This window comes from Arthrobacter bussei (assembly GCF_009377195.2).
GTDB lineage: Bacteria > Actinomycetota > Actinomycetes > Actinomycetales > Micrococcaceae > Arthrobacter_D > Arthrobacter_D bussei.
Genome location: NZ_VJXX01000005.1, coordinates 40,172 through 63,982, shown reverse-complemented (window position 1 = coordinate 63,982; position 23,811 = coordinate 40,172). Strand labels below are relative to the sequence as shown.

15 protein-coding genes are annotated in these 23,811 nt (G+C 72.1%); 2 read left to right on the top strand and 13 right to left on the bottom strand.

Going from position 1 to position 23,811, the window contains the following annotated elements; all coding sequences use genetic code 11:
- Positions 1-57 precede the first annotated feature (57 nt).
- The 13 genes from FNH21_RS13540 to FNH21_RS13480 form a co-directional block, all read right to left on the bottom strand.
- A complete protein-coding gene (locus FNH21_RS13540) occupies positions 58-1,323 on the bottom strand; it encodes an RDD family protein (protein ID WP_152816580.1) in 1,266 nt (421 codons plus the stop codon).
- A gap of 118 nt (positions 1,324-1,441) precedes the next feature.
- A complete protein-coding gene (locus FNH21_RS13535; RefSeq protein ID WP_152816578.1) occupies positions 1,442-2,149 on the bottom strand; it encodes a hypothetical protein in 708 nt (235 codons plus the stop codon).
- Positions 2,150-2,183: 34 nt separating this feature from the next.
- Positions 2,184-3,839, bottom strand: coding sequence for a protein kinase domain-containing protein (locus tag FNH21_RS13530; protein ID WP_191931979.1), 1,656 nt, complete (start codon positions 3,837-3,839; stop codon positions 2,184-2,186).
- Positions 3,836-5,341, bottom strand: a complete 1,506-nt coding sequence (locus tag FNH21_RS13525; protein WP_152816576.1) for a hypothetical protein — start codon at positions 5,339-5,341, stop codon at positions 3,836-3,838. Before FNH21_RS13525 ends, FNH21_RS13530 begins: the two co-directional genes overlap by 4 nt.
- Positions 5,338-6,333, bottom strand: coding sequence for a PP2C family protein-serine/threonine phosphatase (locus FNH21_RS13520; RefSeq protein ID WP_152816574.1), 996 nt, complete (start codon positions 6,331-6,333; stop codon positions 5,338-5,340). Before FNH21_RS13520 ends, FNH21_RS13525 begins: the two co-directional genes overlap by 4 nt.
- A 66-nt stretch (positions 6,334-6,399) precedes the next feature.
- Entirely contained in the window at positions 6,400-8,898 is a 2,499-nt protein-coding gene (locus FNH21_RS13515; RefSeq protein ID WP_338403287.1) for a transglutaminase TgpA family protein, read from the bottom strand.
- Entirely contained in the window at positions 8,895-10,280 is a 1,386-nt protein-coding gene (locus FNH21_RS13510) for a DUF58 domain-containing protein (RefSeq protein WP_152816572.1), read from the bottom strand. Before FNH21_RS13510 ends, FNH21_RS13515 begins: the two co-directional genes overlap by 4 nt.
- Positions 10,281-10,307: 27 nt before the next feature.
- The gene (locus FNH21_RS13505) at positions 10,308-11,279 is read right to left on the bottom strand and encodes an AAA family ATPase (protein ID WP_152816570.1); all 972 of its coding nucleotides are present in this window, start codon (positions 11,277-11,279) and stop codon (positions 10,308-10,310) included.
- A gap of 167 nt (positions 11,280-11,446) precedes the next feature.
- Entirely contained in the window at positions 11,447-17,641 is a 6,195-nt protein-coding gene (locus FNH21_RS13500) for an Ig-like domain-containing protein (RefSeq protein WP_152816568.1), read from the bottom strand.
- A gap of 182 nt (positions 17,642-17,823) precedes the next feature.
- The gene (locus FNH21_RS13495) at positions 17,824-19,179 is read right to left on the bottom strand and encodes an adenylate/guanylate cyclase domain-containing protein (RefSeq protein WP_422108784.1); all 1,356 of its coding nucleotides are present in this window, start codon (positions 19,177-19,179) and stop codon (positions 17,824-17,826) included.
- Positions 19,176-19,799 (bottom strand): PH domain-containing protein, encoded by a 624-nt coding sequence (locus tag FNH21_RS17150; RefSeq protein WP_152816566.1) that lies wholly within the window; start codon positions 19,797-19,799, stop codon positions 19,176-19,178. The genes FNH21_RS13495 and FNH21_RS17150 overlap by 4 nt, the downstream gene beginning before the upstream one ends.
- A gap of 2 nt (positions 19,800-19,801) precedes the next feature.
- Entirely contained in the window at positions 19,802-20,680 is an 879-nt protein-coding gene (locus FNH21_RS13485; protein WP_152816564.1) for a biotin--[acetyl-CoA-carboxylase] ligase, read from the bottom strand.
- 75 nt (positions 20,681-20,755) lie between these two features.
- Positions 20,756-21,637, bottom strand: coding sequence for an SDR family oxidoreductase (locus tag FNH21_RS13480; protein WP_152816562.1), 882 nt, complete (start codon positions 21,635-21,637; stop codon positions 20,756-20,758).
- Between the two features lie 235 nt (positions 21,638-21,872).
- Here FNH21_RS13480 and FNH21_RS13475 point away from each other — a divergent pair, with 235 nt between their 5' ends.
- Positions 21,873-23,456, top strand: a complete 1,584-nt coding sequence (locus tag FNH21_RS13475; RefSeq protein WP_152816749.1) for an acyl-CoA carboxylase subunit beta — start codon at positions 21,873-21,875, stop codon at positions 23,454-23,456.
- Entirely contained in the window at positions 23,453-23,722 is a 270-nt protein-coding gene (locus FNH21_RS16855; RefSeq protein WP_191931978.1) for an acyl-CoA carboxylase subunit epsilon, read from the top strand. The genes FNH21_RS13475 and FNH21_RS16855 overlap by 4 nt, the downstream gene beginning before the upstream one ends.
- Positions 23,723-23,811: the final 89 nt, after the last annotated feature.

Here is a 23,811-nt window from a genome sequence, read left to right as displayed (position 1 = left end):
CCGGCCTGCGGGCTGACGGGCCCGGCGGCGGGCTGACCGGCTGGCGGCCGGGCGGAGCTAGCGGACGGTGAACCGTCTGTCGCCGAAGCGGACGCCGCACCCCGAGGGCAGCAGCATCGGTACCTCGGGGTGGAGCGGCTGCTCCACCCCGGTCTGGTCCACGAGGAAGCTGCCGTTGGTGGAGCCGCGATCGGTCACCCACACCGCACCGTCGTCCACGCCCACATGCACGTGGGTCTTCGAGACGGACCGGTTGAGATCGGCGAAGTTGATGAGGTAGTTGACCGACTCTCCGGCCCGCGGTTCCGGGTTGCGGCCGATCAGGGCCTGCCCGGCGATGTCCACCTCCGTCCCGTCGTCGAACACGAGAACGCGCTGCGCGGGGACGGCGGGAACGCCTGCCGAGCCGTCCGGGTCGCGCGCGGCGCGACCGGCCGCCTGCCCGTCGTAGGGCGCCCAGGTCGCGCCGGCGGCGACGTCGGCCGCGGCAGCACCGCCGGCGGGTGTGGATGCGGTGACGCCGGCGGACGCCCGGTCAGCGCCATCGGCAGGTCCCGTTGCAGCCTCCGCGGCGGGTGCCCGGTGAGCGACCCCGGCCGCGTGATCAGTTGCTGAGGCTTCCGTCGGAGTGGTTGCCGGGGCCGCGGCGGCCACCCCGGTCGGGGCTTCTCCCGCCGCACCCGATGCCGGTGCCGGGATCGGCGGCGCGAAGCGGTCGGTCGGGCCCCCGACCTGCCGCCCCGGCGCCCTCCGCCCGGCGAGCACCAGGTCCTCCGCCCGGTCGCCGGCCGGGCCGCTGACAGCCGCGTCCGCTCGGACCGGCACCGTTCCGATGCCTGCATCCTCGCCGTGCGCGACGTCGCGCACACCCGGGCCGTCGATGCCCCCGGTGACCAGCGGATCGCGGCCTGCGCGGACGTCCACCACAAAGGTCCCCACGAGCTTGTCATGCCAGCCCCTCCGCTGCCCGTCACGGTCCCAGAGGTTGGAGACGAGCACCAGGACGGGACCGATCAGCGGGACGATCGACGCGGCTGCCAGGGCCAGCGCCCTGACGCAGACGGCGCCGAATCCCGGGGGTCCGCCGGCGGGACCGACGGTCCTGAGGCCCACCACCACGTTGCCCGGCGTCCGTCCCGACACCGATTCCCAGACGAGCACACCGATCCAGTACAGCAGCGTCAGACCTGAGGCCGTCAGCACCGCCGCGCTCCGGCCACCGATCAGGAGGGCGACCGCGAGCGCCAGCGCGGGCAGGACGGCGTCCAGCACCTTTGCGAGGACGCGCTGTCGGGCGAGGGCGTTGACGAGCTTCGGGGCCATGGGGTGGGTCCTGTCTTCCTGGGGGTGCCGTGCAGGGACGTCCCCTTCACCGTGCGACACCGACCGTCCTGATTCTAGGTGGGCGCGGAGCCGGTTCCTCCGCCACCCGTCCGGGGGATCATTCGTCCTCGGCGCGGCCGTGCTGGGTGTCGAGCAACCCGAGATCCTCGGCCGTGACGAGGTGGGAGGTGATCGCGTGCTCGACGAGCCGGGCACGCCTGTTGGTGGCCAGCCTGCCTGCTCCGCCGCGGAGTCCCACCACACCCACCCGGTCCAGCTTGTCGCACACGTTGTCCAGCTTGCGGTTGAAGCGGGTCAGCGCCCACCCGAGCTTCTCGGCAGCCTGGGCGGACGAGGGGATGGCGCTGTAGCCGGTACCCTCCCGCCGCAGCATGGGTTCCGCGAGCGCGACGATCACGGCCTTCTGGGCATCGGTGAACCGCACGGGACCGATCGTGGCCGCTCCGCCGCTGTCCTCCGCCCTCGCCTGTTGCCGGAAAGCCGGGGTCCGCAGGTGGATGTCGAACTCGTAGGTGGTCGGTCCGGCGGTGAAGACGACCCGCGTCTGGCCGAAGACGATGGGGATGCGCGCACCCGGCGCGACCCAGGCCTGCATGCCGCCGGTGGTATCCGCGACGGTCGCCGAGATCATGCTGCCCACGTTGGACAGCCACCAGATGCCGTTCTGCCGGGCGATCTCCAGGAACTGCCGGTGGAGGTACGGGTTCTCGTCCACCTCCAGGTCCCCCTCCCGGCCGATGCTGAACACGGCGTCGTCGGGCGGCTCGTGCCACTCCCCGCAGTAGTCGAGCGCAAGCTCCCCCATGGTCATCCTCTCCCAGCTGTTCGGGCTATTCGGGCTATTCGGGCTGTTCGGGCCAGCACGCGGCCGCAGGCTCCGACCCCTGGCCGTTGCTGCGCGCTGTCTGGACGTCGATGCACGTGGTGCCGGACGGGTCCGCCGGCACCGAGGCGGTGGTCTGCAGCGTCCGGGTCCAGTCGGTCGTCTCCCGCACCGTGACGGTGCGGAACCGGTAGACGTCCCCGTCCCGCGGGTCGGGATTGGTCCAGCTGAACGTGACCGTGTCTCCATCCGCGCTGCCCTGCACCGCTTCGGGCGGTGGCACGTTGCCCTCCACCCCCGCGAGCGGATCGGCGGGGGGTTGCGTGAAGCCCGGCGGCGGCCCGGTGTCCTCATCCGTCCCGCCCGACGCGACGGCGGCGATGACGATCCCGCCCACCACGGCAACGCCCGCCGCGAGCAGAGCGGACGCCCGGCGTGCGGGCCGTGCCCCGCGTTCCGGGGCGTGGAGCGGCGTTGCTTCCGCCCCGGACGGGAGGGTCGACGACGTCGTGCGACCCGTGGTGCCCGTGTCCGCTCCCGCTGCGCCGGATGCCGTGCCCGTTCCGCGTGCTCCGGAGGATCTGCGGGACCCGCGGAGGATCGTCCGTCCCTCGTCCGGATCCTCCTGCGCTGCGTCCTGCCCCGTCTGAACGGGCAGGAACCGGGGGGTCGCGGGGCGGGTGGTCGGGGCGTCGGCGAAGGACGGCCGGGACGTGCCGGCGCCGGGGTCGATCGACAGGACGCGCCGTACGCGCGTCGCCTCCTCGCCGTCGTTCTCGCCGACCGTGTCCCCGGTCTCGTCGAGGACCTCGAAGGGCGTGACCGAGAATCCGAGCTCGGTCTGGATGCGCTGCAGCGTCAGTCCGAACGAGTAGGCGGAGGTGAAGCGCGACGACGGCGGCTTCGACATCGCCGTGGCGAGCGCCAGTTCGAGAGAGTCCGGGACGTCCTCGCGGTGCGTCCGACGCAACGGTGCAGATCCGATCCGGTCCATCAGCGCGAGTTGCCCGTTGTCCGCACCCGGCTGCACGAAGGGAGAGTGACCGGCCAGCAGGGTGTAGACGGTCGCACCCAGGGACCACACGTCCGCGAGTAAACCGTCCACCGCCCCGTCCCCGAACACCTCGGGCGGTGACCACGGGACGGACATGCCGTGGTCCTGCACATCACCCGTCCCGCCGATGGTGCCCGAGATCCCGAAGTCGGTGAGGGCGGGACGATTGTAGTCCGTGACGAGGATGTTGGCCGGCTTGATGTCCCGGTGCGCGATCCCCGCACGGTGCGCCGACTCGACCGCCGACGCCACCTGGACGCCGACCGTCAGTGCCTCCGCGACCGAGAGCCGGCCACTGCGGTAGCGGACGTCGAGGCTGGGCCGGGAGCAGTACTCCATGGCGAGGTAGGAGTGCCCGTCCGCCGTGGTGTCCGCCTCGAAAATAGTGACGATGTACGGGTGGGAGGACAGCTGCGCCATCAGATTCGCCTCGGCCTCGAAGGCCCGGCGCGCGCCGTCGGTACGCAGGTCCGAGAGGAGCACCTTGACGGCGACCCGTCGACGCGGGCGGTCCTGCTCGTACAGGTAGACGTCGGCGAATCCGCCGGAACCGAGGAGGCTGATGTAGCGGTAGCCGGGAAGGGCGGGGGGCGGCGCAGGAAGTCGCTTCGGGCTCACGGCAGTCCCTCGAAGCGCAGGGAGACGTCGTCGGTTAGCTGGGCGACGTCGCCGTCGAGCAGGAAGGCCGTCTCGCCTTCACCGAGCCGGCGCGGTGGTTGGCCTGCTCGGAGCAGCAGCGTGCCGTTGGTGGCCCGCAGGTCGCAGAGCAGGACGTGCCAGCCGTCCAGGCGCACCTCGACGTGCGAGCGTGAGATGTCACCACCGCCGCTCGGCACCTGCACGAGCCGCGGCATCTCCCGGCCGGCGACCCGCGAGACGGAGGGCTGCCGCCCGAACACCAGCGACCGGTCGAGCTCGAACACCTCGCCAGTACTCAGCCGCACCTGCCCGAGGCTGGGGCGCCGCACCTGTTCCGTCTCGTCCTTCAGCCCGGACCCGCAGTGGCTGCACACGGTACGGGTGGGCGCGTTGGCGTGCCCCTGCCGGCACAGGCGTGCCACGACCATCGGACCCGTACCCGGGCTCGACGGCGGCCGGAGCGAGCGCTCCTCGGCATCGGGACCAGCGGCGCCGGGCCGGACGATCGTGTCCGCGGAGTCGGCGTCGCCCACGGCCTGCGGGTCGGCCGGCCTCCGGCCCTCCGCCTCGCCCGGAGCCTGAAGTGCCGGCGCTGCAGATACCGGCACCGCAGGTGCTGGTACTTCCGGTATCCGTACGTCCGCTTGGTCGGAATCCGCATCGGGCGAGGGTGGGCCCATGATGGTGTCACCGTCGTGATCGCTCATGCCTGCGAGGATCGGCGCGGACCGTGGCTCATCGGCGTCGGCGTTGGCGTCGGCGGGCCCCGCGGCCGCGGCGGTGCCGGCGTCGGCGGTCCCGACGTCGCTCCCTCCGGAGCCGGCGCCCTCCGCGTCGGCGCGCAGCCAGGGGATGGAGTCGATCAGGGTCTTCACCGGACGGGTGGGCCGGACGGGCACCGGGTCGGTCGGCCGGGATGGGTCCGCAGCCGCTGGTCGGGTCACGGGTACCACGGCCTCTCGCGCGGGGCTGCTGGACACCCCGTCGGCAGCGGAGACCCGGACGACGTCGGGCGTGCCCGGGACGCGCGTACCGCCACGGACGACCGAGGCCAGCACCATGCCCGACTCCACCGGATACAGCGGGCCCGGCGTCACTGCTTCACCGCAGGCGAGCTCGAAGGCCGCGCGGCCACCACCCTCGATGACGCTCTCCGTCCACGTGGTGATGCGTCCACCCCCGGCCACCCGCGCCGTCTCGGCCCCCTCTTCCCGCGTCGTCAGTGCGAACGGACCCCGTAGCATCACGTGCAGGTCCTCACCGACGGCCAGGAGCGCGAAGGGCGGCACCGTGTCGAGTCCGGCGCCCAGCCCGCGTGCGGCCACCGGCAGCAGCTGACCGAGCGAGACGCCCGGAAGCAACGCCTCCCACAGGCGCTCACTGTCCTCGACGAGCGTCGATCGCGGGACGACGGCGACGAGCCCGTGCCGGACGAGGCAGAGCCACTCCCCCGGGCTGTACCCGAGCGGTCCAGGGTTCACGCCGGCGCACCGGGAAGCCGGGCGTCCCCGTCCGCGGCGAAGAGGCCGCCCCGCGGCACCGTGATGGCGTCCGCGTCGTGGCCGCCGAGGTCGCTCGCGTCGATCACGATCACGGTGACGTTGTCCCGCGCGCCGGAGCGGAGGGTCGCGGCGATCAGCTCGTCGCAGGCCTCCTGCGGGTCCTGCACGGTGCTGAGGATGGTGCAGATACCGTCATCCGTGACCTCCCCGCTCAGCCCGTCGGAGCACAGGAGGATGCGGTCACCCTCCTCGACGGGCATGAGCCAGAAGTCCGCCTCGGCGTCGTCACCCGTCCCGAGCGCCCGCGTGACGACGTGCCGGCGCGGGTGCGTGCGCGCCTCCTCCTCCGTGATGCGGCCGATATCCACCAGTTCCTGGACCTCGGAATGGTCCACGGAGATCTGGCCGAAGGTGCCGCCGCTGAGGCGGTACGTCCGTGAATCACCCACGTTGAAAAAGAGCCAGTAGGGCGCGCCGGATTCCTCGACGAGCACGGCGCCGGTCAGCGTGGTGCCCGCGTGGCCGCCCGCCTCGCTGCGGATGCGCTGGTCCGCGTCCCGGATGAGGTCCTCGAGATCGTTCGCGGTGAACTGCGGCGCCCTGCTGCCGATGATGCTGCTGGCACCCAGCGTCCGTACGCAGATGCTGCTGGCCACCTCTCCGGCCTCGTGGCCGCCCATGCCGTCGGCCACGGCGAACACTGGCTCCACGGCGATGAAGGAGTCCTCGTTCAGCTCGCGGCGGAGGCCCCGATCCGTACCGAACCCGTACGTGAGCCGGATGCCGAGGCTCGGGGAGGAGCGGCGGGCGTCGTCGCGCTCGGGGTCTGCGTCGGCCGGGACAGCGGGGCCACCGCGCGCGCCGTACCCCTTTCCGCCCTGGTCCGCGGTGCCGTGCCCGCTCGACGCACCACTGCCCGACGCAGCGCCGACGTCGACGGCGTGCGAGCCGTGGGCCTGCGGCTCACTCATGGTGGTTCCCGGGAGCGGGCCGGCGAAGCGGAGGGGGTGTCGCGGCAGGGCGGGCTCGATGGTCGGTCATGACCCCATTCTGCCCTCTGCCCGTCGGCCCGCCGCGGAGGACGTCGGCGGGCCGTCAGCACCCTTCGCGTCACGCCGGCGCGCGTCGGCGCGCAGTCGCCGCTCCCGGCGCAGCGATCGGGGCGAGTAGCGGGCGCGCTGCCGCTTCCAGTACCCGACGGATCCCCGGAGCTCGCCGAGGGAAGCGTCGACCGATCGCCAGTAGTCCTCGACCTCCTCATCGGAGGGCTGCCCGGACCCGAAGATCCCCGCGTCGGCCCGCCGGGCGAGGACCGCCGTGCCGGACCGGCCGGACGGGAAGGAGGCGCCGAGGGCGGCGGCGCTCTCCCGTCGGGTCGCCCGTGGATCCAGCTCGGCACCGAGATCCGTCGCGAGACTCAGGACCTCGCTCCAGCCGCCGCCGACCCGCTGGGCGGGCTCGCCCGTGAATCGGCGCCGCCTGCGGCGTCGTGCCTTGAGCGCTGCGACGACCACGAGGGGCAGCACCAGCAGGACGACGGGGATCGCGGCGAGGCCGATCAGTGTCAGCACCGGGGCCAGCTCGTCGAGGAGGTCCTTCTCGCGGTCCTCCGCGTCCTGGGCCTCGGGGGCGGAGTCCGGCGGCAGTTCGGCCGGTTCCTGCGGTGGCGGCGGGGGCTGCAGGACCTGCGGCTTCGGCGAGGATTTCGGCTGCTGCTGCGGCGGCACCGGTTCGTTGTCCTCCGGGGGCGTGGGGTCGAAGGGGACCCACCCGGCGCCGTCGAACGCGATCTCCACCCACGCGTGCACGTCCTCACCGGTGATCTGGAGGGGGGCCGAGGGGTCCTGGACCTCGTTCCAGTCCGGGTAGAAGCCCATGACCACACGGGCCGGGATGTCCGCCTTGCGCGCCATCAGGGCCATGGCGACGGCGTACTGCTCGTCGTCACCCACCATCTCGTCGGCGTCGAGCAGGGACAGCATGCGCGCCGCCCCATGACCGGGCAGGGACCGTGCCTCGTCGTCCTTCCCGTTGCTGAAGTACCCCTGGGCGCTGAGCACCTGCTCGAGGCTGCGGGCGCGCTCGAGCGGTTCCGCGGCCGATCCGATGTACTCGGCGGACTTCGTCGCGATCACCGGCGGATCGTTCACGACGCGCGGCAGGGAGAGCTGGGCGAAGTCGTACTGGGCGAGCTGTTCGTCGCTCAGCTTCTCGGGGAAGACGGCGTCGACCTCGTAGGCATCCCCCTCCTGGACGCCGATGGTGGACAGCGCCGTCCGCGCGTCGTCGTTGTAGTACAGCGCGCGGCCCAGGTCCTCTCCGCGCGGTCCCCCGAGGCGCACGCCCTCGACGTCGCCGGCGGCTGGCAACCAGACACCGGAGTACTCACCCACCGTGATGGCCAGCCGCGCACGTGTGCCGCTCGCCGGGTCACCGCCGGCCCCGCTCAGCCGGGCTGCGTCACCCACGCGCGAGAAGCTCCCGGCGGCCTGCGGGTCCACGTTGTAGACCACGCCGTCGTAGGTGTCCAGGGCGGCCAGGCGGAGGCGTTCGCCCTCGGGGAGCCCCTCGACGGTGAAGAGGACGTCGTCGGTGCTGTCCTTCACATAGGTGCGGAAACTCGTCAGCGGGCTCGGGTAGGCATAGAGGTCCACGGGAGGCTCGACGACGTCCCGGAGGACCTGGCGATCGGAGCCGCCCGTCACGAGCGGCGTGACGGCGAGGGTCAGCAGCGTCCCCACGGCGAGCATGCCGGCGCCGAGCGCGAGGCGCCTGTTCCGCCCCACGGTTGTTACGGTCGGGTCCACCGGATCCGCGGGGACGAGGGAGCGCGTGGCGCCGACCCGCTGGAGGTCCCGCCGGTAGGCGAGCCAGACGAGGGCCACCAGGAGGAGCAACGTGCCGCGGACGGCCGGCAGGGACACCCGATCCGTCCCGAGGGCGATGCACCCGCCGAACAAGACGAGGACCGGGACGAGGGTCCAGCCCGCCCCGCGATCTCGCCACGCCAGTGTGCCCGCCACGACCGCACACACGAGCGCCGCCAGGAAGGGCACCACGAGCATGCCGCTCGCCGTCCCGACCGGCGGCGCGACGGTGAGCAGGTCCTTCCAGGACAGGACGACGCCGAGCACGATCACCCGGAGCGACTGCAGGGTCGGCAGGACACCCCCCAGGGCTTCCTGGGGTGCGGCCAGCGCGCTACCTGCCACGAGGTAGGTCAGCGCCGCACCATTGGCCATGCGCCAGGCGCGCCAGCCCCGGCGGGCGCCTTCCCACGCCAGTGCGAGGCCGAGCACCACGCCCCCGACGCCGGCGACCAGGTAGCGCGGGTCGTCACCGAAGGCGGGCCCGAAGGCGAGGACACCGAGACCCAGGAGCACGAGGAGCACGAGGGCGTCGACGATCCCCTGCAGGGGCGGGACAGGGGATCGCCCGCCGGCCGGACGTCCCTCCGGCGTGCCGCGTCCGGCCTCGATCCTGACGTCGGTGGGCAGGTCCGTCCCCGCGCGGCCGGCAGGCCGCACGGTACTCACGCCGCGGCCTTCCGCAGGACGAGGGCCAGATCATCGAGGTCCCCGAGGGTCAGCACCGTCAGGTCGCCGATGGACGCCCGTGCGGCGGGCGCTCCGTCGATACACCGGATCGCCAGGCAGCGGATGCCGGGCGGGATCGAGGCCGCGGCCGAGCGCAGCTGCGACGGCGTGACCGACGCGCCGACCACCAGGAACACCACGGAGGCGTTGGGGACGGCGTCGGCCGTGGTGCGTGCGAGGTCGACGGCGGTGGCGCGGAGGACCCTGCCCTCGATGCGCGTGACGGCATCCAGCAGGGCACGGCCGGTCTCGGAGCGCAGTGGGCCGTCCTGCGTCAGGACACTCAGGTTCCGCTGCTCGCGCAGCGCCTGCAGGCCGATCGACGCGGCGACCGAGACCGCGAGTTCGAAGGCCGCCTCGCCGTCGTACTCGGCAGTGGTGACCGACAGGGCGACCGCCAGGTGCGAGCGCCGGGTCTCCTCGAACTGGCGGACCATGAGGGTGTTGGTGCGCGCGGTGGTCTTCCAGTGGATGTGACGGCGGTCGTCGCCCGGCACGTACTCGCGCAGCGCGTGGAAGGAGACGTCGGCATTCGAGAGCTCCCTGGTGGGGAGCCCCTCGAGGTCCTTGATGAAACCGGCCGCCGAGCCGGTGAGCGGGGTGGTGCGCGGGTGGACGTAGAGGTCCGTCGGGTCCGTCCAGGTCACCTGCCGGCGGAGCAGTCCGAGCGGATCCTGGCGCACCGAGCGGACGGGCCCGACGACGATCACCGCGCGTCGCTGGGTCGGGATGCTGAAGAGGTCCTCGTGCTCCTGCCCCGGCCGCAGCCGGGGCAGGTGGAACAGCGCGGTGGAGGCGCCGACAGGCAGCTCCAGCGCCGCCGGGAGCAGGGTGCGGTCCGAGGCGTTCGCAACGGTGACACCGCCGACGGCACGGTCGCCGACGGCCACACGGGTGCGGGCGAGGTCCAGCTCCACCTCGTAGGCGGAGCGGCCCAGGATGAAGGCCACGGCGAGGAGCAGCAGCACGGCTCCGAGCACCGCCGCGATGACGGCCTCGTCCCAGCCGAGGGCCGTCCCGAGCGTGGCGAGGAGCGCGACGAGTCCGAGCAGCAACCATCCGAGCGGCCCGACGACGTCGGTCACCGGTGCCGAGGCGTGCCGGATGCGCTCTCGGGCTCGTCGCAGGAGCGCAGCGACGCGGGAGGCCGCGACGAGGCCGGCGGTGGTCCGTCCGGCTGGTACCCGAACCGCGCCTCGACCGGCAGCCGGCCGTCCACGTGCCCCCCGGTCCTTCCCTCGGTCGGCCGCTGCCCGCTGCGGCGTCGTCCCGTCCGCCGCCGCACGGGGAGGGCGGGGTCGGCGGGCCGTGGTGGAGCTCATGCTGTCCTCATCCGGTCGGTGCAGCCGTCAGGCGGACAGGCGCTGCTGAGGCGCGGGGACGTCGTCGAGCACGCGGCGGAGGACGGCTTCCGCCGTCGCCCCCGCGAACTCCGCCTCGGGGTCCATGACGAAGCGGTGCGTCCACACGAAGGGGGCCAGCTCCTTGACGTCGTCCGGGAGCACGTAGTGCCTGCCCTGCCCCGCGGCCCAGACCTTCGCCGCGCGCACCATCGCGAGGGCTCCGCGCACGCTCACGCCGAGCCGTGTCTCGGGCGCGCTGCGGGTCTGCTCGGTCAGTCGCGAGATGTAGTCGAGCACAGCGGGGTCCACGTGGGTGCCGGCGGCGAGGTCCGCCATCTCCACGACGGCGGACGTGGTGATGATCGGCGTGAGCGCCAGCGAACGGTCCCGGGTGGCCGCGCCGCTCAGCAGCTTCACGGTGGAGGCGTGGTCGGGGTAGCCGATCTCGGTCTTGATGAGGAAGCGGTCCAGCTGCGCCTCCGGTAGCCGGTACGTCCCGGCCTGCTCGATCGGGTTCTGGGTGGCGATGACCATGAAGGGCCGCTCGTTGGTGTAGCTGACGCCGTCGACCGTCACCCGCGACTCCTCCATGACCTCCAGGAGCGCGGACTGCGTCTTAGGCGAGGCCCGGTTGATCTCGTCGGCGAGGACGATGTTCGCGAAGACGGGACCCCGGTGGTACTCGAAGTTCTGCGTCTTCTGGTCGTAGATCGTCACGCCGGTGACGTCCGAGGGCAGGAGGTCGGGGGTGAACTGGATGCGGGAGTGGCTGCCCCGCACCGTCGCGGCTAGGGAGCGGGCCAGCATGGTCTTGCCGGTACCCGGCGCGTCCTCGAGGAGCACATGACCCTCGGTCAGCAGGGCCGTGAGGACGAGGCGGACCACGAACGTCTTGCCGAGCACGGCCTCGCCCACGTTCTCCACGAGCTTGTCGAAGGTGCCGGCGAACCAGGTGGCCTGTTCTGCGGTCATGGTCATGTGGTGCGTCCTCGGATGGAATAGGTGGGGCGGTCGGTGGATCAGTCGGTGGATCGGTCGGTGGGTCTGGCGGTGGAGCGGGTGGTGGAGCGGGTGGCACCGGTTGCGGGCGCCGCCGGGTGGGTCGTCCGCAGTGCGACCCGGACGCCGTGATCACCAGCGTGGCATCAGCAAGGGCCCGGACTCGTCTTGCTCGGCTGGCCGATCGTCGTGTGCCCGGCATCGACGTATCGTCCGCTGTTGCGGGAACTGACGATCCGGTACCAGTTGCCCGTGGTTCCGTATCCGTCGGTATGACGGATGTAGCACCCGACGGTGAAGTTCTGTCCGGCGTAGAACCACGGTTCGCGGTCAGCACTGATCCCGTCACACGTGAATTTCTTCGGATCGTAGCTGGCTTTGTTGGCAGTATCAGTGCAGCTTCGGTCCATCTGTCCGTGAAGGGTCGTGGGCACCTGGTCGGGACGCCTTTCGGCTCCGGCCCGGGCACGTGCCGACGCCTCCGGACCAGCCGTACCTCGCGAGTTCACCGCTCGGACGCGGAGCACATGCTCCTCCTCGTAGCCACCATCGACGCTGCGCGTCCCGCTGGCCCCGACCTGTTCCCACCCGCCTCCGTCAACACGTATCTCCACCCGAGCGACGTCGTGCCGGGACGTGTCCGGCGCAGCCCAGCTCAGGTCGACACTGGTGTCACCCTCCGGTGCGTCCCGCCCGGACGCCGTCGCCGCACCGGGTGAGCCGTACGGCCGCACGGCGGCGGAGGGCGCGCCCGGGTCGCTCGTGTAGCTCGAGCCGTCGCTGGTGACGAGCGCCCGGACGGTCGCGGTCACATTCTCGCCGTTGGCGAAGCCGCCGACGGTCTGGTTCTGGCTCAGGGGCCGCCAGCCGCCACCATTGAAGCTCGCCTCGTAGGAGACCTCGCCCTCGCGGGCGCCGTTGCGCTGGGCGGCGGAGAGCGGGGTGAAGGTGATGGTCACGGCGCGGCCTGCTCCACCGGTCTCGGCCTCGACCAGTTGCGGCGGGGCCGGTGGTGCCGGATTGCCGACCGCGCGCCGTGGCGCGGACGGCGCACCGTACTCCGACCAGCCGGCCCTGTTGAAGGAGCGCACCGCGTAGGAGTAGTCGGCTTCCGCGTTGTCCACGGTGATGGTCTGCTGGGAGGCGGGAGCCTCGGGGAGCGTCCGTACGAGGGCGCCTCCGCGGAATTCCTGCACCTGGTACTTCGTCACCGGGGCGCCGTTGGGGTCGGCGTCGTTCCAGTCCACGGACAGCTGGCTCTGCGCACCGACGGACTGCGCGCGCGTCGTGGTCGGCGCCTGTGGCACCCCGGGCAGTCCGGCGGGCGTCTCGGCGGCGGAGTAGTCGCTCCAGTCGGAGGGATCGGGGGCGGCGTTGCGCGCCTGGACGCGGACGCGGTAGGCCGTCCCGTTCTCGAGGCCCTCCCAGACCACGGGGCTGCCCGCGGCGGAGCGCTGGGTCGCTCCGCCGGGCGGGGCGGGTGAGATCTGCAGATCGTAGCCCTCGATCGGGGACCCCTCGTTCGAGGGCGGCGTGAAGTCGACCGTCAGCGAGCGGTCACCGAACACCAGCGTGGGTGGGGCCGGCTGGTCCGGTTTGGTGTCCGGCCGGGCCGGGGCACTCGCGGGAGAGGGGTCGGAGGTACCGTTCGCGTTGGTGGCCGTGACCTGGAAGACGTACTCGACGTTGTTGGTCAGTCCCGTGATGGTGCACGTGGTCGTCGGGCACTGCTGCGTCACGCCGCTGGTGCCGGTCACGGTGTAGCCGGTGATCGGTGAGCCGTTGCTGGCCGGCGGATCCCAGGACATGACGGCGGTCCTGCTGCGGACGGACTCGACGGTGGGCGTGCCCGGCGCACCCGGCGTGCCCTCGACGGTGAGGCGGATCTGCCCGGTCGCGTACCGGTTGCTGTCCTCGGTCTTGTCCCCCACGGTGTACTGCACCGTCATGCTGCCCACGAAGTCCGCTGCGGGAGTCACGACGACGGCGTCGCCCTGCAGGGTGGCGGTGCCGTTCGCGTCGGCGGTGGCGTCCACGACGGTCAGCGGCGTGTCCTCGAACGGGTTGGCATCGTTCTCGAGGACCGGCACCGTGACGGGCTCACCCTGGATGGCCTTGGGGACTACGTCGGTGTTCGCGACGGCGAGCGGGCGGCTGGACGCGAGGACGGTGAGTTCCACGACGTTGATGGCCGTCTCCTCGCCGTCGGTGACCGAGATGCCGAGGCGGCCGACCGTCCCGGGGCGCGCCGCGTCCGTGGCGCGGACCTCGAGCACGGACCCGTCGAGCGTGGCATCGAACCCCGGCGGGACCTCGCCCTCGAGCGCGAAGGCGAGTGCGTCGACGTCCTCGGGGTTGGCGTCGCCGGCCAGCTGCCGGAGGTCCAGGGGTACCGCCGGCTCCGCGATCGCAGGTTCGAGCGACCCGGACGTCAGCGTCGGGGGGATGTTCCGTTCCGCGGCGGGGATGACGTTCGTCAGGACGGTCAGCGTGCTGCTGAGACCCTCGGGGTCGTCGGGTCCGCTGCCGTCCGTCACCTCGAAGGTGATCGAACCGCGACCCGCGTAGTCGAGGTCCGCACCGTACACGAGCGTGCCCGGGTCCCGGATCAGCTCGGCCTGGTTGTCGACCCCGATGGCCACGACCTTCTCGGCGACGGTGACGCGTGGAGTGCGCCCCTCGCGTACCTCGACGAGGGCACCGAGGTCGAGGACGAGGTCCTCACCGGCCGTGACGTCGAGGGGTGCGTCGGAGAGCAGCGTGGGGTACTGCTCGCCCAGACGGGGAACCCAGATCACGGCGCGGGCAACTCCGCCGTCGATGTCCTCGACCTCGTACGGGATGAGCTGGTCCTCGGCCGTGAGATCGACCGTCACCACGTCGTCCCGGCCTACCGTGACGCCCTCGTAGGCGGGGTCGACGGTCACCTCGAGGTCCTCGCGGACGCCGTCGGGATCCTCGTCGTTGTCGAGGACGGGGACGACGACGGCGGTCTCCCCCCTGGTCTCGGACGGCTCCACGCGGTCGTCCCGGGCGATCGGCAGGAGCAGCTCGGCGTTCTGGTCGACCGTGACGGTGATCGCCGCGTCGGCGCTCCCGCCCCGGCCGTCGGTGACCCGGTACCGCACCGTGAAGGTGCCCTGCTCCTCCGGCGCCGTGAACAGGATGCGGCCGTCGCGGATCTCCGGCGCCATCCCGGCAGGCTCCGCGGAGAGCGCCTCCGGGACCAGGCGCAGGGGATCTCCGTCGGGGTCGGAGTCGTTGCGCAGGGCCTCGACCGCGATGGCCCGCCCGGGCCGCAGCAGGACGCCGTCGTCGACCGCGACCGGCTGCTGGTTGGACTCCGCCGCCGGCGCGATGCCCACCTGCACCGTCCCCGTGTTCTCCAGGCCGAAGCGGTCCCGCACGCGGTAGGTGAAGGAGTCGGTCCCGGCGCCCGTCGCGGAAGCGGTGAAGTCGATGTAGTTGGTGCCGGGGACGGCGGCCCCCTGGCGCGGCGCGCTGTCGATCCCGGTGAGGAACACCGAGTCGCCGTCGGCGTCGATGCCGTCCAGCGGTACGGGGATACGGATGGTGGACCCCGCGATCACGCGGCCCTCCAGGTTCCGCGGGACGGGCTGGGCGTTCTTCGCGTCGTCGCGCGCCTTGATGGTGATCCGCACTTCCGCGGAGTCGACCTGCCCCGTGCTGTCCTTGACGTCGTAGATCGCGTAGACGGTCTTGGCGGTCTCACCTGCGACGAAGCGGAGCACGTTCTCCGACGCGAAGATGCGGCCGTCGGCGGGGTCCACGGACTGGGCCAGCACCGGATCGAGCGTGAGGGCGTCCCCGTTGGGGTGCGTGTCGTTGTCGAGTACCGGGATGTTCACGACGTCGCCCACGCGCACCGCGGCGGTGTCGGGCGTGGCCTGCGGCGGGAGCAGGGTCTCCGGTCCTGCGACGGACAGCACGCTGACCTCGCCCGTCGCGGACACGGTGCCGTTGGAGACCGTGTACGTCAGGGTGGTCTGCTGGTTGAGGCTGCGGACGTCATGGATGCGGAGGATGTCGTGGTCCAGCAGGGCGACGTCCAGCGGTGACCCGTCCGGGGTGCTGACGGACTGCACCACCATCACGCCGCCGGTCGGGTCGGTGTCGTTGGCCAGGACGTCCACCAGGACGTCGCCGTTGCGGGGCAGGAGCGCGACGTCGCGGACGGCCACCGGCGCTCCCTCGATCCCGCTGGTCCGGGCATCCACCCGGATGAGGCCGGTGGCAGTCTGCGGGCCGTTCGTCACCAGGTACTCGACGTAGGCGGTGCCCGCGGCCGAGGGTGTGAAGGCGATCGTCCCGGTCTCGTAATCAGGGGCGATCGGGGCGTCCCCGCCCGTGGCCTCCGCCCGCGCCAGGCTCAGTTGCCCGCCGGCCGGGTCGAGGTCGTTCTGCAGCGGTGAGAGCTGCACCTCCTGGCCCACGACGGCGGTGAAGTGGTCGAAGTTGGCGACCGGGGGCAGGACGCCGTTGGCACGGACGTCGAAGACGATCGTGCCCTCGACCTGCTCGGCACCGTCCGAGACCACGATGTCGACCTCCTTGACGCCCTGGCTCTTGCCGACGTCGCGGAAGGTCAGGAGCCCGTCGGAGCGGGTCCGGACCTGGTCGCCGTCGGGCGTGGGCGCGGCGCTGACCAGGAACAGGTCATCGCCGTCGGGGTCCTCCCAGGTGTTCAGGATGTTCTGGCTGACGCTCCGGCCCTGCTCCATGAGGATGGTCGTGGGCCGCTTCGCGCGCGGCGCCTCGTTGGTGTCGGGGCCGCGGACGTCCACCGTGACCGACGCGCCGGCAGTCCCGCCACCTCCGTCCTCGATCTCGTACCGGTAGGTGCTCCTGCCCTGCGGCGCGTCCTCGGGCACCACGATCTGCATGCCGGCGCCGTCGTAGATGCTCTGCACCGTGCCCGACGCCGGCTGCTCGCCCGCCAGGGTGGCCGTCAGCAGGTCCCCGTCGGGATCGGTGTCGTTGTCGAGGACGTTGAGGATGGTGGTCCGGCCGGCCCGCGCCCCGAAGCTGTCGTCGGTGGCGACGGGCGGGCGGTTCTCCCCCGAGCGGTCGGGCAGCGTGTTGACAGGGTTCTCGCTCGCGGACTCCTCGTCCTGCTCGTCGGACTCGTCCTTCGGCGGGATGATGTCACCCCAGTTGTCCACCAGCTCGAGGTTCTGCTGGACGAGCCAGACGTCCCCGGCCGCAGTGTCGTTGAGCACCACCACCTCGCGGTTGACGCGGAAGACCAGCTCCGACTCCGCCCCGATGTTCGGGATGTCCTGGCGCTGGTCGTCGGCGTCGTCGCGGCAGTCGCGGAGGTAGGTGGCGGCTCCGGCCCACGCGGCGTGCAGGCACGTCCCCTGCACCACGGGCGCTGCGGGCCGGCCGTTGCCGATGTCCGTCACCACGGCGTCGCCGCCGTCGAGCGGCTGCTGGATGAGCGAGGTCTCGGTGGCGATCGCGACGGCATCCGCCGCGGGCCCGCTCTGCTGCAGCTCGGCCCGCTCGGTGTCGTCGAAAGCCACCAGCGTCCCGTCCGGGAGGAGGACCTGCCCGGACGCCGGGTCGAAGACCACCGCGTCCTGCCCGATCACGGCGACCTGCAGGTCTCCGGAGTCGGCGAGCTCAGGGACCTCGCGGACGTCGGGCTCCTCCCATGAACCGTCCTGCCGGACATCGTAGGTGGTGACGGTGGCGTCCTCCGGGTTCGCGACCACCACGCGACCGGTCGGGGAGACGGCGGCCACCGAGCCGGGCCCGGAGGACACGGGTTCCTCCTCCTGGTCGTCGAAGCCTGCGAGGTCGGCGGCGGTGGTGATCCAGATGGTCCCGGATGTCTGGTCGGTGACGGCGACCGTGGTGCCGCCCATGGCCACCTCGGCCGCTCCCGGCAGCTGCACCTCCGTGCCGCGCACCACGTCGGCGATGTCGACGGGGCTGACCTTCGACTGGTCGGTGTTGATGTTGAAGACCGTCGACGCCTGCTGGCGGAGGTCGAAGGCGTCGCTGTTGGCCGCGTACCCGCCGTCGAGGAGGCGTGACTGGTAGTTGAGGTGGCCCACCATGCCGAGGTTCTCGTTGGTGACCCACACGCCGCCGTCGTTCAGGTCGACATCGGCGGTCGCGAAACCCGGATAGAGGAGCGCACCGGCGACGACGCCGCCCGTGACGGCGGTGGCGACCGCCGTCGAGAGGGCACGGCGATGCTTCGCCTGCGCGCGTCTGAGACCTACGAACTTCACTCTTGTGCCCCACTTGATCGGTACTGCGGGCCACCGACGCGCGGCGAGCACGCCCCGGAGGACGGGCGCCGGGCGCATGGGTGGTCGCTAGCAGTGTCGCACGGCGTGCGGGTTGTGCCAACGCGGGGCGTCCGGTGGGAACGGAGAGGTCCGAAGCGTGGCGTCCGGTCACCCCTACGCCGGCGTCCGCTCCCGCCGGCCCGCCGGCCCGCCGGCCCGCCGGCTGCACGCTGACGCTCGGCCGAGGAGACGGTCGGTGCTCAGTCGAGGATGAGTCCGCTGCCGGTCCCGCGCGCCAGGGTGACCGGCCGCACCTCCCCGAAGCCGCGCACCTGGCGGGGCGCGTGGGGCGTGAGGACGAACTTCTCGTTGGTGTCGAGCGTGGCGGCGGTGGACCCGTCCACGAGGACCTCCCCCGGTTCCGCGAGCGCGGTGAGGCGCGCCGCGAGATTGACCGTCGGTCCGTAGATGTCGCCGAGCCGGGAGAGTACCCGCCCCCAGACGAGGGAGCAGCGCGCCGAGGGCAGGAACTCGTCCTCGGTGAACGCCTTGGCGAGCGCCAGCGAGATCTCCGCACCGGCCTCGGGTGACTCGGCGATGTAGAGGACCTCGTCACCGATGGTCTTCACGAGGCGCCCGCCGCCCACGGAGATGATCTCTGCACTCTTGTTCTCGAAGCGCTGCACCAGCTGGGCCAGGGTGCGCTCGTTCATCTGGCGGGACAGGCTCGTGTAGGACACGAGGTCCGCGAAGCCGACGGCGCGGGCCAGGGGCAGCGGGGCGTCCTGCTCGTCGCCGTCGCGGCCCGCCTCGCTGGACGCGAGCCCCGACTCGGCGCGCAGGGCCAGCCGCTGCACGGCGGCGTTCATCTGGCGCCGCCACGCGTAGACGAGGGTCCTCTCCAGCGGGTCGATCAGGTCCGGGAGCTCGGAGACGAGGGTCTTGCGCGCGTCGGCGTCGGTGAGGCCGCGCTGGGCCACCATCTCCTCGACGATCGCCTCGATCTGCCACACGACCATGCGGTCCGTCATCTGGCCGACCGCCCGGGTGATGGAGATCGCCGCGTCCTCGGTGAGCTGCTCCTGGCGCACCATGTCGATGATGGTGGTCAGGGCGCCGAGGTCCTTCTCCGTGAAGGCGATGTCGTCGTCGCCGATGTTCGGGAAGCCCATGGCCCGCCACAGCTTCCGCGCCGAGAGGAGGGAGACCCCTGCGCCGGCGGCGATGTCGCGGCGTTTCAGCGTGCGCTCGGCTCCCAGCAGTTCACGCTCCAGCCGGCGGATGGTCTCGCGGTCGAGCTCGATGGGGCCGACCGGCGCCGCCTCGTCCGGACCGGCGGTCGCCATGTCCGGCTGCAGCTGCCAGACCGCCTTCGACGCCGTCGAGGCCGCGGCCTCGGGGGCGTCGTCGAGGCGGCTCGTGTCCGTCAGGGCCTCCGTCGGGACAGCAGGTGCGGGGGCCGGATCCGTCGCCGGGGCGCTGTCCCGCGTGTCCCCCGGTGGGGGGGCCGGATCCTTCGCCGGGGCGCTGTCCAGCACGCTGTCCGCTGCCTCCACCGGCGCACGGTCCGATGCGCCGGGGGCGGCGCCCGGGCCGTGGCGGTCCTCGACTGTCACGCTCGCTCGCTCCTGCCCTCGTGGTGCGGCCATTCCTGGCGCGCCCGACCGTCCTGGTTCCGCCCCGCCCCGCCCCGGGCGTACTGCGGATCGATTTCCATGTCTACACCATCGAACATACGCGTCAACGGCAGGTCGCTGATCGCCTGCACCACGAACTCCTTGAACCGGGCGATCTGCGGCACGTCCCGGTAGGCGTGCGCCCTGTCGAACCCGAGGTCGGCGATCAGGGTCCCGCTGCCCACCATGCGCTGGACGAGGCCCTGCTCGGTCTGCAGCTGCGAGATGGCGGAGAGGTTGATCTGGTGCTCCGACCGCCGGGCCGCACCCCGGCGGTGGATCAGGCGCATGCTCGTGAGCACGAACCGGTTGCTGGACCACCGGAGCAGCGGACGGACGAGCACCCGGAGCAGCAGCAGGACCACGACCGCGAGGAGCACCAGCAGGAGCACCGGCTGCCAGTCCCCGAGACCCGCGACATCGCGGCGCATGAGGAAGCCGAGCCCGAACCCGCCGAGCGCGAGGAGCACGAAGCCGAGGATCACCGGTCCCACGAGCGGCAGGGGCGATGGCCGGGTCCGGACGAGGACCCGCTCCCCCGGCAGCAGCTTGATGCGCACCGCTACACCTGCGGGCGGAGGTGCACGACGTCGCCCGCCGAGACGGTGTGCCGCTCGCCGTCGTCGTCCCGGATCACCAGGGCGCCGTGGCCGTCGAGGTGCAGGGCGCGGCCCGTCAGGGACCCGCCGGGCAGGTCCGCGCGGACGTCCTGGCCGAGTGTCGCCATGCGGGCGGCGACGCGGGCCTGCAGGGAGGGTCCGCTGTCCCAGCTCGCCTCGGCGTCGCCGTCCACGTCGCAGAAGGCCCGGTACCGGTCGGCGAAGGTGCGGAGGAAGGACTTCAGCAGGATGTTGCGGTCGGTGGTGCCGGCGTACTCGAGCAGGAGGCTCGTGGCGGTCGGGACGGGCAGCTCGTCATCGGTGAGACTCACGTTGAGGCCCACCCCGACGACGACGGCGGGGGGCTCGGCGCCCGCGCCCGGGACGAACTGCGCGAGGACACCGGCGAGCTTGCGGCCGTCGACGGTCACGTCGTTGGGCCACTTGAGCTGCGGTGCGATCTCCGTCCGGTCCTCCACACTCTCGGCGAGGGCCAGCGCGGCCAGCAGGGAGAGCCACGCGTAGGCGGCGGTCGGCACGGGGCGTCCATGCCGGTTGAACGGGCGCAGCAGGATGCTGACGAAGAGCGAGGAGCGCTCGGGCGCGATCCAGCTGCGGTCGAGCCGCCCGCGGCCGGCGGTCTGTACCTCCGCGCACAGGACGCTGAGATCCGGCCATCCAGCAGTCGCCCGCTGGGCATGGTCCACGAGGTCCGTGTTGGTGGAGCCGGTCCGCTCGATGATGTCGAGGCGCGGGAACGGCCCGGCGGGCATGCACAGGGCTGTCCTCAGCGCACCGAGGTCGAGGCCGGGGCGCTCGAGATTGGAGTAGCGGGAGGACATGCCCTCGATCCTATCCGGCCGGGCGCCCTCCCCACCGGAGCGGGGCGTCCGGGGGGGGGGGGGGGATCGGGGGGATCAGAGGAAGATGTCCGGGACCAGCTGGTCCTCGGCCGCCCCCAGGCTGTACCTCGTGAGGTCCGTGACGCCCTCGTCGCGGAGGACCTGCTCGTCCGTGTAGAAGTTGCCGGTGCAGCCGCGTGAGGTCCGCACGAGCACGGCGTGCGCGGCGTCGGCGACGATGTCGGCACTGCGGGCGGCCTGCACCATGCGGGTCCCGCCGGGCATGTTGCGGATGGCTGCCGTGTCGATCAGCGTCGCGGGCCAGAGGGAGTTCACGGCGACGCCGTCGTCCTTCAGTTCCTCCGCGAGCCCCAGGGTGGTGAGGCTCATGCCGTACTTGGCCATGGTGTAGGCCAGGTGCAGGCCCGCCCACCTCGGGGCGAGGTTCAGCGGGGGCGAGAGGGTCAGGATGTGGGGGTTGGCCGACCGTTTCAGGGCGTCGAGGGCGAACTTGCTCAGCATGAAGGTGCCGCGCACGTTGATGTCCGCCATGAGGTCGTAGCGCTTCATGTCGACGTCGGGGGTCTTCGAGAGGTCGATCGCCGAGGCGTTGTTGACCACGATGTCGATCCCGCCGAAGCGCCCCACGGTGGCGTCCACGGCGGCGCGGACGTCGTCGTCGTTCCGGACGTCGCCGACGAACGGCAGCGCGGCCCCGCCGGCCGCCTCGATCTGCTCCGCGGCGGAGTACACGGTGCCCTCGAGCTTGGGGTGCGGCTCGCCGGTCTTGGCCATGATGGCGACGTTCGCGCCGTCGCGGGCCGCCCTCAGGGCGATGGCGAGGCCGATGCCGCGGCTTCCGCCCGACATGATGATGGTGCGTCCGGCGAGGGTGGGGACACGGCCCGCCCCGGCATCCGTGGCCGGTGATTCCTGAGCTTCGTCGCGTGCAGTCATGGGACCAGCCTAAGCACTCGCCCCAGCGGGACCGGCCTGCGACGCACCGATGTTACCGGCGGGTAACATCGCTCGGCCGGCTAAGCGATGGGGAGGGAAACTGTAGGGCTCCTACAACAGCGGGCGCCGTGGGCGTCACTAGACTGGGTGGATTGCGCCGGACGTTGTCGGAAACCTCCAGTGACGCAGCGCATACCCCCGCCACCCGCCGACCGGAGTACCAATGCACCAGGACCTGCAGCCCGACCTCACCACGACGGCCGGGAAGCTCGCCGACTTCCGGAGGCGCACCGCGCTCTCGGAGCAGCCCTCAGGTCCCGAGGCCATCGAGAAGCAGCACGCGCGCGGCAAGAACACGGCGCGCGAGCGCATCGACCTGCTGGTCGACGAAGGCTCCTTCGTCGAGTTCGATGCCCTCGCCGTCCACCGCTCGACGGCCTTCGGCATGGAGCGGAAGAAGCCACTGGGCGACGGCGTGGTCTCCGGCTACGCGACGGTGGACGGACGGCTGATCGCCGTCTACAGCCAGGACTTCACCGTCTACGGCGGATCCCTCAGCCAGGTCAACGGCGAGAAGATCGTCAAGGTGCAGGAGTTCGCCCTCCGCAACGGCTGCCCGGTCATCGGCATCAACGACGGCGGTGGGGCGCGCATCCAGGAGGGCGTGGCCTCGCTGGCGATGTTCGCGGACATCTTCCGCAACAACGTGCACGCCTCGGGCGTGGTCCCGCAGATCTCCCTCATCATGGGTCCCTGCGCCGGTGGTGCGGCCTACTCCCCCGCGCTCACCGATTTCGTGGTCATGGTGGACAAGACCTCGCACATGTTCATCACCGGGCCCGATGTCATCAAGACCGTCACCGGCGAGGATGTCGACATGGAGACCCTCGGCGGCGCCCGGCAGCACAACACGACGACGGGGACCTCCGCCTACCTCGCCACCGACGAGGCCGACGCCATCGGCTTCGTGCGCGAGCTCCTCGACTTCCTGCCCTCGAACAACCTCGCGGAGGCCCCGCTGACGGAGTTCGTCGAGGAGCCGGACACCACCGAGGAGGACCTCGCCCTCGATGCGCTCATCCCCGACGCCGCCAACCAGCCGTACGACATGCACGCCGTCATCGCCGCGGTGGTGGACGACGGCCACTTCCTCGAGCTGCAGGCGCTCTATGCACCGAACGTCGTCACCGGGTACGCCCGCGTGGAGGGCCACACCATCGGGATCGTCGCCAACCAGCCGCTGCAGTTCGCCGGCACACTCGACATCAACGCCTCCGAGAAGGCGGCCCGCTTCGTCCGTCACTGCGACGCCTTCAACATCCCCATCCTGACCCTGGTGGACGTGCCCGGCTTCCTCCCCGGCAAGGACCAGGAGTTCCAGGGCATCATCCGCCGCGGAGCCAAGCTGCTCTACGCCTATGCGGAGGCCACGGTGCCGAAGCTGACGGTGATCACGCGCAAGGCCTACGGCGGCGCGTACATCGTCATGGGCTCCAAGAAGCTCGGCGCGGATCTGAACCTCGCCTGGCCCACCGCGCAGATCGGCGTGATGGGCGCGCAGGGCGCGGTGAACATCCTGTACCGCGGCCAGCTGAAGGCCGTGGCCGACGCCGGGGGTGACGTCGAGGCGGCTCGCGCGGACGTCGTCCAGCAGTACGAGGAGGAGCTGCTCAACCCGTACCAGGCAGCGGAACTCGGGTACGTGGACGCCGTCATCGCACCGTCGGACACCCGGCTCCACATCGTCCGCGGCCTCCGGGCGCTGCGCGACAAGCGGGCGTCCAACCCCGCCAAGAAGCACGGGAACATCCCGCTGTGAGCGGCCGCCAGGACGGGCACGACGGCGATGCGGCGGACTCGGCCGATCCCGTCGACGACGCCACCGCCGAGGGCCCCGTGCTCTCCGTGGTCTCGGGTGCGCCGACGGACGAGGAGCTGGCGGCGCTCACCGCCGTCGTCCTCGCCCTCCGGGATGCCGGCGAGGCGGAGGACGTCCCGGACCACGGGCGGTCCTGGCTGCGCCGCGCGCTGCTGCGGCTCGGGCCGACCCCAGGCCCCGGCTCCTGGCGGCGCAGCGTCCGCTGACGGCGACCGGCCCGCCCGGCCGGCCGCCGAGCGGACGTCGGAGGGCGTGCACGGCGTCGGGCGCGGCCCTGGCTGGGACCCGTTCCGGG

What these genes read in the sequence shown, in the direction of transcription:
- FNH21_RS13510 (WP_152816572.1), bottom strand. Translation starts at nt 10,280, where the DNA reads ATGAGCTCCACCACGGCCCGCCGACCCCGCCCTCCCCGTGCGGCGGCG.
- FNH21_RS13500 (WP_152816568.1), bottom strand. Translation starts at nt 17,641, where the DNA reads ATGCGCCCGGCGCCCGTCCTCCGGGGCGTGCTCGCCGCGCGTCGGTGG.
- FNH21_RS13485 (WP_152816564.1), bottom strand. Translation starts at nt 20,680, where the DNA reads ATGTCCTCCCGCTACTCCAATCTCGAGCGCCCCGGCCTCGACCTCGGT.
- FNH21_RS13480 (WP_152816562.1), bottom strand. Translation starts at nt 21,637, where the DNA reads ATGACTGCACGCGACGAAGCTCAGGAATCACCGGCCACGGATGCCGGG.
- FNH21_RS13505 (WP_152816570.1), bottom strand. Translation starts at nt 11,279, where the DNA reads ATGACCATGACCGCAGAACAGGCCACCTGGTTCGCCGGCACCTTCGAC.
- FNH21_RS13520 (WP_152816574.1), bottom strand. Translation starts at nt 6,333, where the DNA reads ATGAGTGAGCCGCAGGCCCACGGCTCGCACGCCGTCGACGTCGGCGCT.
- FNH21_RS13540 (WP_152816580.1), bottom strand. Translation starts at nt 1,323, where the DNA reads ATGGCCCCGAAGCTCGTCAACGCCCTCGCCCGACAGCGCGTCCTCGCA.
- FNH21_RS13535 (WP_152816578.1), bottom strand. Translation starts at nt 2,149, where the DNA reads ATGGGGGAGCTTGCGCTCGACTACTGCGGGGAGTGGCACGAGCCGCCC.